At 38.2% G+C, this 17,303-nt stretch carries 17 protein-coding genes and 5 tRNA genes; 13 read left to right on the forward strand and 9 right to left on the reverse strand.

The features are described from left to right. Positions 1-100 precede the first annotated feature (100 nt). Together apbC and dcd are read left to right on the forward strand one after the other, a co-directional pair. Positions 101-1,156 carry an iron-sulfur cluster carrier protein ApbC gene (apbC, locus tag LT090_RS06485; protein WP_198360650.1) on the forward strand — a complete coding sequence of 352 codons (1,056 nt, stop codon included), beginning with the start codon at positions 101-103 and terminating at the stop codon, positions 1,154-1,156. 3 nt (positions 1,157-1,159) lie between these two features. Continuing rightward, on the forward strand, positions 1,160-1,756 hold the full coding sequence (gene dcd / locus LT090_RS06490) for a dCTP deaminase (protein ID WP_068545133.1): 597 nt from the start codon (positions 1,160-1,162) through the stop codon (positions 1,754-1,756). A gap of 112 nt (positions 1,757-1,868) precedes the next feature. On the opposite strand, the gene LT090_RS06495 is transcribed toward dcd, so the two are convergent. Then, positions 1,869-2,801 (reverse strand): gluconeogenesis factor YvcK family protein, encoded by a 933-nt coding sequence (locus LT090_RS06495; RefSeq protein ID WP_068545134.1) that lies wholly within the window; start codon positions 2,799-2,801, stop codon positions 1,869-1,871. A gap of 390 nt (positions 2,802-3,191) precedes the next feature. Here LT090_RS06495 and LT090_RS06500 point away from each other — a divergent pair. The 5 genes from LT090_RS06500 (at position 3,192) to LT090_RS06520 (ending at position 4,110) form a co-directional block, all read left to right on the forward strand. Continuing rightward, a tRNA-Ala gene (locus LT090_RS06500) sits at positions 3,192-3,267 on the forward strand. Between the two features lie 130 nt (positions 3,268-3,397). Continuing rightward, a tRNA-Glu gene (locus tag LT090_RS06505) sits at positions 3,398-3,473 on the forward strand. Positions 3,474-3,670: 197 nt separating this feature from the next. Continuing rightward, positions 3,671-3,746 (forward strand) — tRNA-Glu (locus tag LT090_RS06510). Between the two features lie 112 nt (positions 3,747-3,858). Next, positions 3,859-3,934, forward strand: a tRNA-Glu gene (locus tag LT090_RS06515). 100 nt (positions 3,935-4,034) lie between these two features. Beyond that, positions 4,035-4,110 (forward strand) — tRNA-Glu (locus tag LT090_RS06520). A gap of 122 nt (positions 4,111-4,232) precedes the next feature. Here LT090_RS06520 and LT090_RS06525 read toward each other — a convergent pair. From LT090_RS06525 to LT090_RS06540, 3 genes are all read right to left on the reverse strand, one after another. Beyond that, positions 4,233-4,772, reverse strand: coding sequence for a hypothetical protein (locus LT090_RS06525; protein ID WP_082897059.1), 540 nt, complete (start codon positions 4,770-4,772; stop codon positions 4,233-4,235). 360 nt (positions 4,773-5,132) lie between these two features. After that, positions 5,133-5,420, reverse strand: a complete 288-nt coding sequence (locus LT090_RS06535) for a type II toxin-antitoxin system RelE family toxin (RefSeq protein ID WP_068545136.1) — start codon at positions 5,418-5,420, stop codon at positions 5,133-5,135. Beyond that, positions 5,410-5,658, reverse strand: a complete 249-nt coding sequence (locus LT090_RS06540) for a type II toxin-antitoxin system Phd/YefM family antitoxin (RefSeq protein WP_068545137.1) — start codon at positions 5,656-5,658, stop codon at positions 5,410-5,412. Before LT090_RS06540 ends, LT090_RS06535 begins: the two co-directional genes overlap by 11 nt. Positions 5,659-5,849: 191 nt before the next feature. Here LT090_RS06540 and LT090_RS06545 point away from each other — a divergent pair, with 191 nt between their 5' ends. The 3 genes from LT090_RS06545 (at position 5,850) to LT090_RS06555 (ending at position 9,403) form a co-directional block, all read left to right on the forward strand. Continuing rightward, positions 5,850-6,752, forward strand: coding sequence for a TatD family hydrolase (locus tag LT090_RS06545; RefSeq protein WP_157726592.1), 903 nt, complete (start codon positions 5,850-5,852; stop codon positions 6,750-6,752). Positions 6,753-6,831: 79 nt separating this feature from the next. Beyond that, positions 6,832-7,098 carry a MipA/OmpV family protein gene (locus LT090_RS06550; RefSeq protein WP_068545138.1) on the forward strand — a complete coding sequence of 89 codons (267 nt, stop codon included), beginning with the start codon at positions 6,832-6,834 and terminating at the stop codon, positions 7,096-7,098. Between the two features lie 205 nt (positions 7,099-7,303). Next, the gene (locus LT090_RS06555) at positions 7,304-9,403 is read left to right on the forward strand and encodes a hypothetical protein (protein WP_068545139.1); all 2,100 of its coding nucleotides are present in this window, start codon (positions 7,304-7,306) and stop codon (positions 9,401-9,403) included. A gap of 44 nt (positions 9,404-9,447) precedes the next feature. On the opposite strand, the gene LT090_RS06560 is transcribed toward LT090_RS06555, so the two are convergent. The 3 genes from LT090_RS06560 to LT090_RS06570 form a co-directional block, all read right to left on the reverse strand. Beyond that, entirely contained in the window at positions 9,448-9,948 is a 501-nt protein-coding gene (locus LT090_RS06560) for a hypothetical protein (protein ID WP_068545140.1), read from the reverse strand. Between the two features lie 569 nt (positions 9,949-10,517). Further along, the gene (locus tag LT090_RS06565) at positions 10,518-10,784 is read right to left on the reverse strand and encodes a hypothetical protein (RefSeq protein ID WP_068545141.1); all 267 of its coding nucleotides are present in this window, start codon (positions 10,782-10,784) and stop codon (positions 10,518-10,520) included. Further along, positions 10,784-11,413, reverse strand: coding sequence for an arylesterase (locus tag LT090_RS06570; protein WP_068545142.1), 630 nt, complete (start codon positions 11,411-11,413; stop codon positions 10,784-10,786). The genes LT090_RS06565 and LT090_RS06570 overlap by 1 nt, the downstream gene beginning before the upstream one ends. Between LT090_RS06570 and LT090_RS06575 the strand changes: the two genes are divergently transcribed. Both LT090_RS06575 and LT090_RS06580 read left to right on the forward strand, forming a co-directional pair. Beyond that, positions 11,412-12,143 (forward strand): ABC transporter ATP-binding protein, encoded by a 732-nt coding sequence (locus LT090_RS06575; RefSeq protein ID WP_068545143.1) that lies wholly within the window; start codon positions 11,412-11,414, stop codon positions 12,141-12,143. The two genes, LT090_RS06570 and LT090_RS06575, sit on opposite strands and share 2 nt — an antisense overlap. 3 nt (positions 12,144-12,146) lie before the next feature. After that, positions 12,147-14,645, forward strand: coding sequence for an ABC transporter permease (locus tag LT090_RS06580; protein ID WP_068545144.1), 2,499 nt, complete (start codon positions 12,147-12,149; stop codon positions 14,643-14,645). 59 nt (positions 14,646-14,704) lie between these two features. Here the strand turns inward: LT090_RS06580 and LT090_RS06585 are convergent, their stop codons facing one another. Further along, positions 14,705-15,595: a TIGR01777 family oxidoreductase gene (locus LT090_RS06585; protein ID WP_068545145.1), complete on the reverse strand. Its 891-nt coding sequence runs from the start codon at positions 15,593-15,595 to the stop codon at positions 14,705-14,707. A 194-nt stretch (positions 15,596-15,789) separates the two neighbouring features. Here LT090_RS06585 and LT090_RS06590 point away from each other — a divergent pair, with 194 nt between their 5' ends. Further along, positions 15,790-16,887, forward strand: a complete 1,098-nt coding sequence (locus tag LT090_RS06590) for an AI-2E family transporter (RefSeq protein WP_068545146.1) — start codon at positions 15,790-15,792, stop codon at positions 16,885-16,887. A gap of 109 nt (positions 16,888-16,996) precedes the next feature. On the opposite strand, the gene LT090_RS06595 is transcribed toward LT090_RS06590, so the two are convergent. Then, positions 16,997-17,299 (reverse strand): YciI family protein, encoded by a 303-nt coding sequence (locus tag LT090_RS06595; RefSeq protein ID WP_068545147.1) that lies wholly within the window; start codon positions 17,297-17,299, stop codon positions 16,997-16,999. Positions 17,300-17,303: the final 4 nt, after the last annotated feature.

Genomic DNA, 17,303 nt, shown 5'->3' on the forward strand with positions numbered 1-17,303 from the left:
AAAATTTAAGGCGTTTTTTCATTACAAATTTAATAAAAATCACTAAAAGCCGGACATTATGTTTAAAAATCCCTTTAGCAAGCCAGATCAAGGCGAAAATATGCAAGATACAATAAGCCAATATATCGCTCAATATAGTTCTGAGGTTTTCCCTAAAGGAATTTTAGCGATCATACCTGAGCCTGCCATCACCAAAGATGGCAATACCTATTTACTGAGTTTTAAAACTCCGTTTCCATGCCAAGGCGAGCTTGAAAATTTGGCACAACAATTGGTATTGGAATTTGATATTGATGTCGAGCTGCTCATTGATTGTCAGGTAAACGCGGTTCGCACTCATGGTATTAAAGGGCTTAAAAATATTATCGCTATTGCATCAGGCAAAGGCGGAGTAGGGAAGTCGACTACTTCGGTTAACCTTGCTTATGCGTTAATTGCTGAAGGTGCGAAAGTTGGCATACTGGATGCCGATATTTACGGGCCATCAATTCCTACTATGTTAGGTATCGCCGACCAAAGGCCTTCATCTGTCGATGGCAAAACCATGCAACCACTTGATGCTAGTGGTTTAACGGCGATGTCTATCGGTTTTCTTGTTGATGAAGATAACGCTACTGTATGGCGCGGTCCGATGGCAAGTTCGGCGTTTTCACAAATGCTTAATGAAACAGAATGGCCAGATTTAGATTATCTGATCATTGATATGCCGCCAGGTACTGGCGATATTCAATTAACACTTGCCCAAAAAGTGCCGGTTGCGGCCGCAACAATTATAACGACGCCACAAGATATTGCGTTGAAAGATGCAATGAAAGGTGTAAGTATGTTTGATAAAGTACAGGTGCCAGTGCTTGGCGTCATTGAGAACATGAGTTATCACATTTGCAGTAACTGTCAGCATCAATCACATTTGTTTGGTAAAGGTGGTGCTGAAGCCCTAAGCAAGCAGTTTAAAATCGCTACGCTTGGACAATTGCCGCTTGATATTGAAGTGCGTGAAGATATGGATAATGGTAATTCAACAGTTTTAACAAATACTGCTAGCGAAATAACCCATTTATACCGTAAAATAGCTCGAAAAATGGCCTCCGAATTGTACTTACAATTAGATAATCGTAGCCCACTAACCGCCCAAATAACGATAAAAGAAGAATAGAACATGAGACTTTGTGACAAAGATATAAAAACCTTAATTGACGACGGTGAAATTGTCATCAGTCCGACACCTGACGATTCAATGATTTCAGGGGTAAGTGTTGATATCCGCCTTGGTAATAAATTTCGTGTTTTTCAAGACCACAATGCACCATATATTGACTTAAGTGGACCTAAAGCTGAAGTTCAAGAAGCAATGAACACGGTAATGAGCGATGAAATTCACATTGCCGATGAAGATGCATTTTTCTTGCACCCTGGCGAGTTGGCGCTTGCAGTGACTCATGAATCAGTTACTTTACCTGCGAATATTGTTGGTTGGTTAGATGGCCGTTCTTCATTAGCACGCCTTGGTTTAATGGTTCATGTGACTGCGCATCGAATCGATCCAGGTTGGTCGGGTCAAATTGTTTTAGAATTTTACAACTCTGGTAAATTACCATTAGCTTTGCGTCCATTAATGAAAATTGCAGCGCTTAATTTCGAAACAATGTCTGATTATGCAATTCGTCCGTACAATAAGCGTGAAGATGCAAAATATAAAGGTCAAACTGGCGCTGTCGCTAGCCGTATTAGTGAAGATGATAAAACATCTAAATAGACGTTAAAGTGCCTTGAGAGTTGTGACAATCGATTTTTAAGCAACTTTCTTTAACGACATAAAAAAAGCCCGCTAATTGCGGGCTTTTCAGTATATATAGGTCATGGTTTTATTACTGGTTCACTGCTTTATTATTAACAGCTTCTAACTTAGAAATAGATGCGTAATTTTCGATACATTGTTCGAGTGCATCTACTAACCTTACTTTATCGTGACGATAATTCACACGATCACTTGCCAGTGGCTGTATCACTAAATTAACGAATTCAGAGGTTGCTTCTTGGTTTTGAGTAATAACCGTATCCACAGGTTGGCAGCCGATATTGTAGGTTATCCATTCTAATTTTTCATCGATGGATAGCTCACCAGCAGGGCTGTTTTCTTTGGCAATATTATCAATGAAAACGCAATGAGCATTGCTTTTGTTGATCGCCTTAGAAATATCTCTCACTAACAGTGGCGGTACCACTGAAGTTAAAAAACTACCAGGACCAAGAATAATTAGGTCGGCGTTTTCTAGTGCCTTAATTGTTTCTGGCATGGCTTTTACCAGTGGCGCTAACATCATATTTTTCGGCATGGTTGCCATATCATCTACCGATAGCTCTCCAACACGACAACGGCCTTCGGCGTAAAATGCCATAAGATCGGTTGGTGTTTCAGACATCGGCTGAACACGCGTTTTCACTCTTAATATGCGACGAATTAGTTTGATCGAATCAAGAGGGCGAGTTTGGATATCGTTTAATGCGTATAAAATAAGGTTGCCAAGATTGTGGCCGGCGAGTTCATCTTTGCCATCAAAGCGGAAATTAAACAACTGACTACCAACAGAGTCTTGATCGACTAATTGGGTTAGACAATTTCTTAAATCACCCCAAGCAATTGAGCTGGCGCGCTTACGCAACTTACCGGTAGAGCCACCATTATCTGTGGTGGCAACGATACCAGTTAGCTGGTCACCTAGAAAGGATAGGGTGGATAACACTCGACCTAATCCATGACCGCCACCAATGGCAACGACCTTTAATTTCTTTAACTGCATAAATCATCCCAAGCAAATCTAATGGAAAATAAAGTAACGGATCTGCTTTATTATTTTTTATAGTTGTATATTTATATTAATGGTAAAACAACTAAATTACCAAATTGTGTTGTTTTCTATCAAAACAATATTATTCAATAGAATAATTAAAACGGTTATATTATACAAAGTAGTGAATAATAATTGGTTAAATAGTGTTCGCTAGTTGTGAAGGGTTGTTTCAAATTTCTAACAAAATTTGTTCAATGCGATCGATTATTGAACGAACAATCATTTATTTGCACTTTTTTATCGTTTTCTTCAAAAAAGGTGTTGACAGTTTTAGTGCAACTGCCTAGAATTCGCCTCGCTTTCAACGAGTCTAGGTCAGGTAGTTGAAAGTGAAGTTGAGGGGCCATAGCTCAGCTGGGAGAGCGCTTCGCTGGCAGCGAAGAGGTCTGCGGTTCGATCCCGCATGGCTCCACCAGTTAACTTCATTGTTATTATTGTAGTATTCTATAATGTGACAATACGATGTTAAGTGCTAAACATTGTTTATCACTTGCACAATAGCGACAAAGCATAGTTTTAAAACCTAGTTTTGTAGTTGTTACTGTGTCCCGTTCGTCTAGAGGCCTAGGACACCGCCCTTTCACGGCGGTAACACGAGTTCAAATCTCGTACGGGATGCCAATATTTTTAGAAAATAGATTGTACCGAAAGGTAAATAAAAGTTCTTAGTGCCAGGTGAGTGAAAGTCTCATCAGACACAGAATATTCTGCAATTTGGGTTGTTTAACATAATTCAAATAATGATTGTTCAGTTGAAACAAGTTTCAACGTTCACTCTACGCAGAATAACGAAACTTCGTTTCGTATGCGTATTCTGCGTCCCGTTCGTCTAGAGGCCTAGGACACCGCCCTTTCACGGCGGTAACACGAGTTCAAATCTCGTACGGGATGCCAATTTATTTTCGCTGTTAAGTGAATAAGTTCTTAGTGCCAGTTGAGTGAAATCCTCAACAGACACCAAAGATTGCAATAGCTGCATATGCAGTGTTTTAAAAGCAATTTCTGTGTCCCGTTCGTCTAGAGGCCTAGGACACCGCCCTTTCACGGCGGTAACACGAGTTCAAATCTCGTACGGGATGCCACTTAATTTTATCTTAGGTTTTAGCCATTTTTTGGTGAACAGTAGGGTAGTTATCTACTCTACTATGAACAATAAAGCATAGCTTTATTAGTCTCTTCAGCGTCCCGTTCGTCTAGAGGCCTAGGACACCGCCCTTTCACGGCGGTAACAGGGGTTCAAATCCCCTACGGGATGCCACTTTATTCAAGTGATGAAAAAGCCGACGTAAGTCGGCTTTTTTGTGTCTGGAATTCAGCGAGTCTATGCGAAATTTGGGATCTTCTATGACCGCTATGTGCCATTCAGAGACGGTCAGCTACCTAAATATTATGAGTTTTTGATTGAGGTTGATGATTAAAAAACAAGACTAAATCTTTTACCGTATAAACTTTACCCATTAACGGATTTGACTCTATATCCTCTAGTGTGCGGTTTGTACGTTGGGATATTTCTTCAACCAAGTCCAAATCTATATCATCACCATCTAGTAGTAAGTCATCGATTAATCTATCTGAGCCGATTAGGGGGAACGCATACTTTAAATCTAAAGCATTTTGCACTTGTTCATATGTTGCTCTAATAATCCAAGTATCAACTGATTTACGATCAAATTCTTTAGCAAACTCACAGATTGATTTATCTTTTCGAGTTTTCAATAGCTTTTTGAAGTGCTTTTCATATTTGGGCTGATTAGCGTAGACCAAAACTACAGCTGCAACAATTATCGTGGTTAATATAACTAAAAAAGAGGTGGAGTATATTGCTGCTGCAATGAGAGTGAGGAAGAATATTACCATCCCAATATAACTTGGCTTGCCAGCTTTGTACTTAGGCATATATCTAGACGCAATTCTTGCCATCACTCTATCCTTTCCAAAGTTATTATCACTTCCGCTTATCGCTCTTTCTTGCCGTTTACGACATCAGAGCATATACAGCATAAATTATAGAAAAAGATAAAATTAATCTACACACTTCAAAGAATATCTTGAGCTTGTAGTTATCTAAATCTTTGTAAAAATTGCCAGCTAACAGCCAACCGATATAAAGTTGAGACGAACGAGTTGTGAACCATTCCAAATCAGTAAGCCTTACTCTTGATGCTAAAGCCTTATCAGAAAACCTCAATACTTCGTAACTGGCAACCAGCAGTATTAAATTTGAGATTAACAACCATGTCATCAAGTTATCCTTTATGTCACCTTATCGCTCACAGCGGACTAATTTAGTCTCTTGAATGCTTGATCATAAACATTTCCACGCTCTCTTTTGCCAACAGCTAGCACTGTAATAGTCACCACATTGTCTTCAACTTCATAAACTAACCGATATCCTGCTTGGCGAAGCTTAATTTTGTATAAATTTTCTGCCCCAGATAGTTTATCAGGCTGAACATGAGGATTGGATAGACGTTCAATTAGCTTCTTTTTAAACTGAGCTTGAAGTGTGGCACCTAATTTTTTCCACTCCTTCAAAGCTGATTTTTTAAATTCAAGCTTATAAGTCATCAATGCTAACCGCTATTGAAGGTTCATTTTTACGTTCATCTACTAAAGCTAGTAGCTCTAGATCTTCAAGTTTTTCCATTAATAGCTCATAGGCTTTTGCTGGGATACAATAGAAAGCTGGTTCATTCCTATTTAGCACGGCAATAGGGTCACCGTGTGCACTAGACACGACTTTCATAGGGTTAGATTTTAATTCTGTAATACTTGCTGCTATTTCTGTTAATATGCGGGTAGTCATTTGAAAACCTTTTAAAAGACTTTTAATAGTTCTGATTATAGGTCTTTTAAATGAGCTTGGCAATAAAGGTGAATGACTGGGTCTGGCACAAAAAAGTCGGTCATTAATGACTCAGGAGGCGTTTTCAGCATCAATTTGTTAGGTCAAATTTCAGTATTTCGAGACAATTGAATCTCAATTAAACATCTAGTGTGAGCCAAAACAGATTAAGCATTCAATATGCTTTTAGGTTGCAAATATTAAAACTTAAAATATTCCTTAGATTTTTTATTGATGATAAACTTTCTGCACCACTAACTCTGACTTCCTCAAATCTAATGCGTATAGATAGCCATGTTCATATCGACACTTATGATGTTGATATAAAAGATGTTTTAAATGAGATAGAGCAGCATAAGATATTCACAATTGCTGTCGCCATGGATCCTGAATCTTATGTAAAGAGTAAAGAAATAGCTGAGCATTGCCATTATGTTCTGCCCACTTTTGGTATTCATCCATGGCAAGCCCATAAATTCAATGAACGGTTATCAGAATTTGACCATTTTATCGATGAATCACCTATGATAGGTGAGATTGGTTTAGATTTTCATTGGATAGAAGACGAATCTTTATATCCTGCCCAGTTGCAAGTTTTTGAGTATTTTTTACAAAAAGCCCAACAGCAAGATAAAGTTGTCAATATCCATACTAAGGGAGCCGAACTTAAAGTCATTGAGCTGCTTGAGCAATATCAAGTCACTGCTATCGTGCATTGGTATTCTGGCCCTATTGAGTTAATACAACGTTACTTAGATGCCGGTGCTTTTTTTACTATTAGTGTTGAATTGATGTTTAGTGACCATATCAAAGAGATTGCAAAAACAGTTCAATTAAACAGAATATTAACTGAAACAGACAATCCTGGAGGCTATAGCTGGTTAACTAATAAGGTTGGTATGCCTTCAGTTCTCAATTTAGTTATTGACGAATTAGCGAAACAGAAGCAGGTGACAGTAGATTCGCTTATTGAGCAGATCGAGGTAAACATGCGCGGCTTAGTTGCTAATAGAGACGATGTATTATCGTTAATGGATAGATTGAATAAGTACTAGTGGCTGAGTTGGTCTGTTAGGTGTTGATTGCCGGTTTGGTGATAACGATGACGGAAGTGGTCATGAGATTGCTGTTGCTGTGGTATTTCACGATAGCGATTTTGCCAATAAAGACTTTGGTATAGATGCAGAACAGTCTGCTGCATCAGGGGTAGATGAAACAAGCTTAAGCGGAGTATTTCGCTCGGTTGGGTTCAATTATAACTATCGTCATTATATTAACGAACAATGGCAAATTTTCGGTGAGGCGGTATATGAACAATACGTTGGCGATATCGAAGATAGTCCTATAACACGCAACAATTACGATGCTGAAGTTGGGGCTGGATTTGTCTACGTCTTTTAGAGCCGTGGTTTTCAATAAACCGCGGGTTTTAGAGTCATTATCACTGCTAATGGTTATTGACCACTTTCGTCAAAAACTGACATACCTCGAATCACGCTCCCTTGTTTGCGCAATCATAAGCCCTCTGCTAAGTTTAATGCTAGCAAGGAGATTGAAGCTAGATGCAAACCCAACTGACTTTGTTCCTAAGTAAATGGCTTGATTAATGGACTTATGGAAAGAGATTAAGCGCAGAAACGTAGTAAAAGTAAGCATTGCTTACTTGGCTCTTGCTTGGTTGGTGATCCAAGTAACTTCAGTTGCAGTTCCCGCCTTAAACTTGCCGTCCAACTTAAATTCTGTAGTTTTCTTTATAGGACTAATCGGTTTTCCGTTTGCGATATTTTTTGCTTGGGCGTTTGAGTTAACACCGCAAGGAATAATGAAAACTGAGCAGGTGAAACAAGGAGAATCGGTAAGTATTGATACCGGTAGAAAACTTGATTTCGCAATTATAGCGTTATTATTATCTGCACTAATCTTCGTCCTTTGGGATAGTTATATTTTAGAAGATTCTAACAGCGAAACTATAACCGATACCATACCGTCAATAGCAGTTATCCCATTAATTAATATGAGCTCTAATACTGATAACGAGTTTTTCGCTGCGGGTATACATGAAGAAATATTGACTAAGCTTTCTTATATAAAAAATTTGCGAGTATCATCACGCACTTCAACCCTTAAATACATTGACTCTGAGCTTTCTATTAAACAGATTGGAGAAGAGCTTAATGTGCGTTACATCGTAGAGGGCTCAGTGCGAAGAATGGGTAACCACGTGCGTGTTACAGCGCAATTAATCGATGCACAAACGGATACCCATATCTGGGCCAGTAACTTTGATCGTGAACTACGAGATGTATTTGCCATTCAAAGTGCAATTGCTGGCGAAATTAGTAATTCAATTCATTTAAAAATACAGCCTAGTACAGTAGGTAAGTTAAAAGGAATGCCTACTCAAAGTGTAAAAGCTTATGACTATTACGTTAAAGCGCAAAGCATTGAGGCAAGCGAGCGAGAGAGTGAAGAGTCTTTATTAAGAACACGTGAGTTATTAAAAAAGGCAGTTCAAGAAGATCCTGATTTTGTCGATGCTTGGGGTCTATTAAACGAAATCTGCGATCATATGATCCGTAGCAACTTGATGTTTAATTGGTATAGCAATGATCCAAAGCTGGTGGAGCAACTTGCCGTTGATGCTAAAGTGGCATTAGAAAAAGCTGTTTCATTAGATCAAAATAACTTGCAGACTTTACTTGCTTTAGCGAGCGATTATGTCGCAGAACAAGCAAGTTCTGAATTTAGCAAAGAACGCCGCCAATATATTGATAAAGCCATAAATTTGTATCCTGAAGAAGGCATGCCTTGGTATGTATTAGGTTGGTGGTTTGAGCTCAATGGCGATTTGAAAAGTGCTGATGATGCATTTAGAAAAGGAGTTGAAAAAGATCCTTTTAATGCGCGAATTTTGCAAGGGACACATATTTTTTATTTGAGTAACTTTATTACTAGTAACGCCGACAACGTGTTTTCAGACATGCTTTATAAGCGATTAGAAAATAGCGTAGGAGGTGTATCTTTTGGAGATAGCCTTGGCATATTGTGGCGAAAATTTTTGGCTTCAGCAGATGAAAGCATTTTTATTGAATATTATGACAAGCAAAGCCCCGAAACTATTTTAGATTTTCCATATCATTTGTCAGCTTTTACATCAATTCTAGAAACACCTATTTATGTATTCAAAGATTATGAGAATGAAATAGATGTAAATAATATAAATTCAACATTAAAAAGATTTCTATTTATTGATGTTAATTTCATTATTTTAAATCACTATCACAAAAATAAACTGAGCTCTGGTAGCGAAAAGTACATCGAAAATTTATTGCTCATTGAAAAACTAAATTGGCCTAAAGGTTACCGTCCTTTTGAGATGTCCGTAAAAGTTACTGCTTTGGTTGCAAAAGGAGATGTAGAAAGTGCTAAATTACTTGCTCATAAGATAGTGGATATGCGCAGTGATGACTTTGACCCGTATGGATACCATGGTATATACGCGATGTCATCGGTAGATATTGATTACGCGGTTGAGCTGCTTTTTAATGAGAAAAGCAAATATGAAAGTTGGCTAGGCATGGATTATCTAGCGATAGATACTATTTCAAACTGGCGTTTACTCAGTCATCCTAAGGTGGTCGATTATTATAAGCAGAATAAAAAATGGTACCCATACTTATCGAAGCGATTAGAGGCGTACCATTAATCCAATTTATCTTTACGCAATAATTATTTAGAGCAACAGTCATGTTAATTTGATGCTGAAAGTGAGTTATCAATCCAACTATCTATACTGCTTCCATCTGAGGTTTTTAATAGCTGTCGATAGTTATTTTCTATGAATAGATATGGTTGATTATTGGATGTCTCAATTTCTAAGGCAAACACATTTATAAATGAACTTGAACTTTCCGGCTCATATAAACCGTAAGCCCAGTCAATTATAATGTCACCTTTAACTTTAAAAGCATAAATTGAGTATTTATAAGAAACTCTTTCATAGACGCCTAAATATGTGGACTTACTAAGTTCAGATTTCGAAACATGGATATAAAGTATAGAGCCATCCTCATAGCTTTGAGTGGTCAGCAGTTCTCCGTAATTAAAGTAGATGGTAAAGTTTTTACGAGCAGAGGTTATCTCGTTATAACTTTTTCCGATTTCATTTTGAAGCGCTTTTTGTGGGGTGTTAGAGCAGCCTATTGTCGTCATTGAAATAATTGATAACAATATTAACTTCCATCTATTCATCGTTTATTCCTTTTTTATAATACTCAGTGTTGAGCTATTAAGGCTCATTTTAATGGTCTAAATTTTTGGTCAAATTATGTATTGTTAAAACCAATTTTTGAATTCTACGGAGAAGTTTTTCTTTAATAGAACCATGTTATTAAAATCGAGAACTGCACCGCCTTTTTATCGTTAATGCTATAAGAATCAACTGTTTCAAAACGATTATCATCTTCCCATAACTTCGTCGTTGTACATCCTGTGGTCATTAATATAACGGTAATAATTATAAATAACTTTTTCATCTTGTTTGCTTCCTTAGTTGATTAATGCTGAGAACTTCTTGTTAGCATTTTGGTTTGCAAGCAAAATATTAAGTGACCAAATGTTTAGAATAAACAGAAACAATAAAAGTAGAAAAAAGGTAGCCTTGCGGTATAGATAAACGCTACTTAATCATTTTATAGAGAATATAAGAGCGATTGTTGTGTCGTTTAGGAAAGGTGTTTAGTGCTTAGGGATAATGGAATAATTAAACGGACTTTAGTCGCAGTGCTGCTCACTTTATAATGACCATATATAAATTTAAACTAACTTTTTTTTATTACATTAACCGTCCAAAAGACCAATAAATAAGCGATATATTGGCCAGTTAACATGATAGTGATTTTGGGCCAGAAATTTATCTCTTCACTAAACAAGTTGGCTGCGAGTATGCCAGGACCTACCAAAAGCTTATAACCAATAATTGGTTGGTGGAAAACCCAATAGCTTAAAAATATGGTTGTCGCGCCAATAATAGGGCCGATAATTGCCCATAACGCTATTTTGTTGATGTTTTTTTTATTTGTTGGCATTAGTTGCGGGTATTAGTTAACGCGTTATCAATAATACCCTTCATGATGACAGCTAACTCTGCTTGTGCAGCTTTGTTAGGGTGTATGCCATCATTTTGCATTTTTTCAGGATCTACTGCGACCGATTCTATGAAAAAAGGTAATAATTCAACCTTCGTTTCATCGGCAACTGATACGAAAACGTCAGCAAACATTTGATTGTATCGCTGACCATAATTTGGTGGTATTTTGATTTCACTGAGAAAAACAGTGATATTTTTTTGTTGAGCTAATCCAATAATTTGTAACAAGTTATTTTTAATTAACTTCGGTGGAAAGCCTTGAAGGCCGTCATTACCGCCTAATTCAATGAGAAGATAGTCAACTTTATTGCTCTCTAAAATCTCTGGAAGCCTAGATAAACCGCCGCCTGTTGTTTCGCCGCTGATACTTGCATTGAGAATTTGATAGTCAGACTTTTGTTGCGTTAGTTGTTTATTTAAAAGCGCAACCCATCCATCTTTTTCTTGCATCCCATAACCAGCACTGAGACTATCACCTAATAGAACAATAGTTTTTTGATCCTGAGCGAGTGCTAGACTCGTACTGGTAATAAATAGTAATAAGATGAGAGACAGTTTTTTTATCATGAATAACCAGCCTGAAATAGTTTTAGAATGTAAGAATATCAGAAAATCGGTTGATGCATTATCACAAAGTGACAATAGCGAACCGCTCACTATCCTGAAAGCAATTGACCTGCAAGTCAAGTCTGGACAAAGCCTGGCCATCGTCGGTGCCTCGGGTTCCGGTAAAACTACTTTATTATCGATTTTAGCTGGTCTGGACTCGCCAACGAACGGCGAAATCTACCTTAAAGGCTTACCACTGCATCAGTACGATGAAGAACAGCGTAGCCAAGTAAGGGCAGCTCATGTTGGTTTTATCTTTCAGTCTTTTCTACTGATTAATTCTTTAACTGCGTTAGAAAACGTCATGTTGCCGGCGGAGCTTGCCAACGATAACGATGCGCAACGTAAAGCCAAAGAAATGCTTGATAAAGTAGGGTTGGGCGATCGCATTGATCACTATCCATCGCAATTATCTGGTGGTGAGCAACAACGCGTTGCTATTGCACGCGCATTCATTGCAAATCCTGATATCTTATTTGCCGATGAACCGACAGGAAATCTTGATCGCAATACCGGTAATACCATTACCGAGTTGTTATTTGAATTAAATCAACAACAGGGAACTACCTTGATATTAGTAACCCATGACTTGAAACTTGCTGAGCGCTGTCAGGTTCAAATGACCATGGATGCAGGTGAGTTTGTGCAACAGTCGGCACCGGTCGAGTTACAAGTAAGTCAGGGGTAATTTATGTCGATGTGGGCTAAACAGTCACTGCGTTTATTTCGTCATGAATTAAAACGCGGCGAATTAACCATTATTGCGTTTGCTATTATTCTCGCCGTGGCAACCGTCTTTTCATTATCTGGTTTTTCCGAACGTATTGAGTCGGCGCTGGTAACTAAATCGAACAGTTTTATCGCTGCCGATAGAATATTACAGTCATCGAAACCTGTATCAGATGAAAAATTACAACAGGCAAATAGTTTCCAATTAGAACAAGCACAACAATTGTTATTCTCATCTATGGTGTTTGCTGGCGATGAGATGTTATTGGGTTCAGTTAAAGCGGTTAGTAACAATTACCCTCTTATTGGTGAATTGATCATTGAAAAAGACAATCAGTCACTAATCAACCCAACATTAGCCCCTGGTAATATATGGGTAGCACCGGCATTACTGACCAAAATGGGCGTAAAAGTAGGTGATTCGATTGAGCTAGGTGCGGCAATATTTACGATTTCTGGTGTCATCCTTGACGAACCTGATGCATCGTTTAGCGTCTTTACTCGCGGTCCAAGAGTGTTAATAAACATCACCGATGTTGAAAAAACTAAAGTCATTCAGCCCGGTTCGCGATTGACTTATCGATACCTTTTTGCCGGTGATAACGAACAATTAGATAGCTATCATGAATGGCTTAAACCTAACTTAACCGATAGCGAACGCTGGCGTGATATCAAATCACAGCAATCACCTTTAGCTAATGCGCTAAATCGCGCAGAGAAGTATTTATCGTTAGCGTCAATGCTCGGTATTATTCTTGCTGCCGTTGCGGTATCTGTTGCATCGCGTCGCTATGGGCAACGCCATAAGCCAATGGTTGCCGTATTTAAAGCAATGGGTGCCAATACACGTTACATCACCAAACTTTATTTCCTACACTGGAGTTCACTTGCAGCCGTATCCATTGTTATTGGGTTATTGATAGGCTATGGGTTACAGCAAATTGGTATGAGCTTTATGACGGAGTACCTGCCAGATGAAAGCACATCATTAAGTTTACATCCGTTTATCGTTGCTACCGTTACTGGCGTTATTTGTGCAACCGCTTTTGCTGTTGCACCAATGCGCGATCTAATTGCAACTAATGCTTTATCTGTGATTCGAGGTTTTAAACAGCAGAGTTCGGGCCATGCAGTGATCAGTAATATTCCTGCATTCATTGCAATATTTGCTCTACTTTATTTGTTTTCCAATGACTGGTTTTTATCGGTAGGACTTATTGTTGCCGGATTAATCGTTATTGGTGTGATCATGTTGTTGGCATCTGTATTAGTTAATTTAGGTCGCAAAGTCGGCTCTCAAGCTGGACAAGGTTTCCATTTAGCCATGGCTAATTTGAAACGACGCGGCAAACAAAATAACGTGCAACTGGTAAGTTTTACCATTTCAGTGATGTTGCTATTACTGATGTTAGTGGTGCGTAATGACCTTATCAACGAGTGGCAGCAACAACTACCTGATGATGTGCCTAACCAATTTATGATCAACATAAATAAGCAACAGTTAGAGCCAGTGGCAACGTTTCTAGAAACTCAGAAATTGGCTGCTAGTGATCTATATCCAATTGTTCGCGGGCGTTTAGTGGCAATCAATGATGAAAAAATTGCTAAAGAAACATCGAAAGAAGAAACTGATAAATCTGATCAAGGTCGACAGGGGGTTGGTAGAGAGCTTAGTTTAACTTGGCTTAATAACTTACCTAAGAATAATACCCTTGTTTCTGGCCAGTGGTTTGATGAAAATGATGATAAGCAACAGGTATCGATCGAATCACAGGTTGCAGAACGACTCGATATTAAATTGGGCGATGAATTATCGTTTAATATTGGTAGCAAAAAATTCACTGTACCGGTAACAAGCATTCGTGAAGTTGACTGGCAGAGCATGCAACCAAACTTCTATATGATTTTCTCACCTGATGTATTAGAAGACTTTCCAAGTACTTATATTGCTTCAGTGCATGTACCGAAGGAAAATAAACAAGAATTACAACGTTTTATGAGTCAGTATCCTACGATTTCATTGATTGATGTTGATGCCATGATAAACCAACTCAAATCGGTTATTGAACAAGTATCATTGGCAGTTGAATTTATTCTGGCGCTGGTTCTAATTGCTGGCTCATTGGTGTTATTTGCACAGGTTCAAGCAAGCATGGAAGAACGAGAGCGCGAACTTGCAATACTTAGAACATTGGGGGCTAAAGGACGACTTTTAACCAGTGCAACTGTGTTGGAGTTTGTGTTATTAGGCCTAATTGCTGGCTTCCTCGGAGCTGTAGCCATGGAAGTGGGCGTTTACGTTATTCAATCGAAGGTGTTCGAAATGGAAGTGTCGTGGCATTATCAATACTGGATATTGGGGATGGTTTGCGGAGCGGTGTTTGTCGGCTTGCTTGGTTTAATCGCCTGTTGGCGATTACTCAAGTTATCGAGTTTAACGCTGATAAAGAGAACGCTATAGAGGTTGTACTTAATATATTGCTCGGTGCTAGTACCTGAATGCGCTAGTACCTGAATGCGCTAGCCGAGCAAATTATTCAGCGCTTTATCTAAGGTTGGATATTGAAATTTAAAATCATTATCCAACAAATTTTTCGGAATGACGTTTTGACCGTATAGTAACAAATCGGCCATTTCACCAAATAACAGTCGTAATACAAATGCTGGCATCGTCGCAACGTTAGGACGATGTAATTGTGTTGCCAGAGTTTGACTGAACTCTTTATTGGTGACAGGTTTAGGAGCGGTCATATTAAACTCGCCGTAGCATTGCTCATTAGTCAGCAAAAACTCAATGGCGTTAACCATATCGTCGATATGGATCCACGACATATATTGTATGCCTCTAGATAGTTTACCGCCTAAACCAAACTTATACGCTGGCAACATTTTCGCTAATGCGCCTTTGTGTTTATCTAAGACGACGCCTGTCCTAAGTATGCATAGACGGGATTTTTTCTGTGCAAGCTTTGCTTTATCTTCCCATACTTTACATATTCGATGACTAAATTCTGGATATACATCTGTATATTCTTCAATTATTTTCTCATCACGCTGGCGTCCATAAAAACCAATTGCAGAGCCTGATATGAAAGTGTGAGGAGGAGATGAAGCATCATTAAACATTTTGCTTAATTTGTTTGTTAACTGCCAACGACTCTGACATATTTTTATTTTTTGAGCTTTCGACCAACGCTTGTTTACGATTGGCTCTCCAGCTAGGTTAATGACGGCGTCATATTTATCAAGACTTTCTATATCACTCAAGTGGTTGATGATTTTAACGTTTTTCAACAATTGTAGTGCGCCAGAGTTTGGCCTCGATAAAACATCAAAGTTATATTTATGTTTGAACTTGTTGATAAACGCAGAGCCTATTAGACCTGTACCACCGGTAATTAGTATATTCATTTATAAGGTTGATATTTACTTAAGTAGTTGAAAATTTGCAGTTCGTTTTTTAGTGTTCTAAATTTTTGTCGATGACTAAATTATAGACTATTGAGTATTTATACGTTTGTGGGGAGGATCTAGCTCATATTTTACTAAGCATTTTTAACTATTTTTGATATATTGGAAAAAATAGTAAAAACTTAGAGATTTTCATGGACTTGAATAACGCCAATACCACGTCAGTTATTAAAGTATTATATATACTGGCAGCGCTAGTCATCATTATGGCGGGTATCAAAACCGCCACCAATATCTTAATACCATTCTTATTGTCGATTTTTATCGCCATTGTTTGTAACCCACTGATTAAAAAAGCCGCCGAATATAAGATTCCAAAAACTGTGGCCGTAGTCTTTGTTATTGCCATATTTGTCGGTCTTGGCATGTCACTAGCAGGTTTAATCGGTAACTCACTTAATGAATTTTCATTAGTTCGAGTTGAATATGGTAATCAGTTAAGAGGGCAATTAGCATCGTTAATTGATGGCTTAGCCGAATACAATATTAAGTTATCGAAAGAACTATTAATGCAGTATGTGAACCCCGAAGCGGTAATGGGCTTTGCTGCGGATATGTTGTCTGGTTTTGGTAACATAATGGCGAATTTGTTTTTGATCGTACTAACCGTTGTTTTTATGTTGTTTGAAGCATCAACCATACCGACAAAATTGCATATGGCGTTAAAAGATCCGCAAATGAAGATGCGAAAAATTGATAAGTTTGTTACTTCAGTAAATCGCTATTTAGCTATAAAAACCGTTGTCAGCATAGGCACAGGGGCATTGGTGAGTCTAATGCTTTGGGCCATTGGTTTAGATTTCTTCTTGTTATGGGGAGTCATCGCGTTCTTATTAAACTTCATTCCTAATATAGGTTCAATTATCGCAGCAGTACCTGCGGTATTGCTTGCACTTGTGCAACTAAACCCTGCAGCAGCGCTTTTCATTGCTGCCGGTTATATGACGATTAATACCGTAATGGGTAACATTGTAGAGCCTAAGTATCTAGGCAAAGGGCTTGGATTATCAACGCTTGTTGTGTTCTTATCATTGATATTTTGGGGCTGGTTATTAGGTACGGTCGGTATGTTGTTATCGGTACCTTTGACAATGATCATCAAGATAGGGTTAGAGAACTCGGTAGAAGGCCAGTGGTTCTCGGTAATGTTATCAGACGGATCGCAGTTTGATGATGATGTTAAAGAAATCCAAACCAAAGCTGTTGAGCAAGAGCAAAAACTAGAAAGTTAATCTTTAATTTTCGGCGTTAACTTAGCTAGTACTGTTAACAAAAAGACAATAAAAAACCAGCAACTTTAACTGCTGGTTTTTTATTGTTAGCTTTTGTCTTAGCTTTCTTTTAGTTGGGGAAAACCATTTTATAAGGTTTAACAGTAACCTTTTTATAAACACCCGCTTCGATATATGGATCAGAATCAGCCCATGATTGAGCTTGTTCTAAACTTTCAAATTCAAGGACCAATAAAGAGCCCGTAAAGCCAGCAGAACCGGGAACGTCACTGTCAATTGCCGGACAAGGACCGCCAACAATTAAGCGCCCTTGATCTTGCATTTCTTGTAATCGAGCAAGGTGTTTATCTCGTACACTTAAGCGCTTTTCTAAACTATTCTCTACGTCTTCACTGTAAATAACATATAACATTATA

The organism is Thalassotalea crassostreae (genome assembly GCF_001831495.1).
Classification (GTDB): Bacteria; Pseudomonadota; Gammaproteobacteria; order Enterobacterales; family Alteromonadaceae; genus Thalassotalea_A; species Thalassotalea_A crassostreae.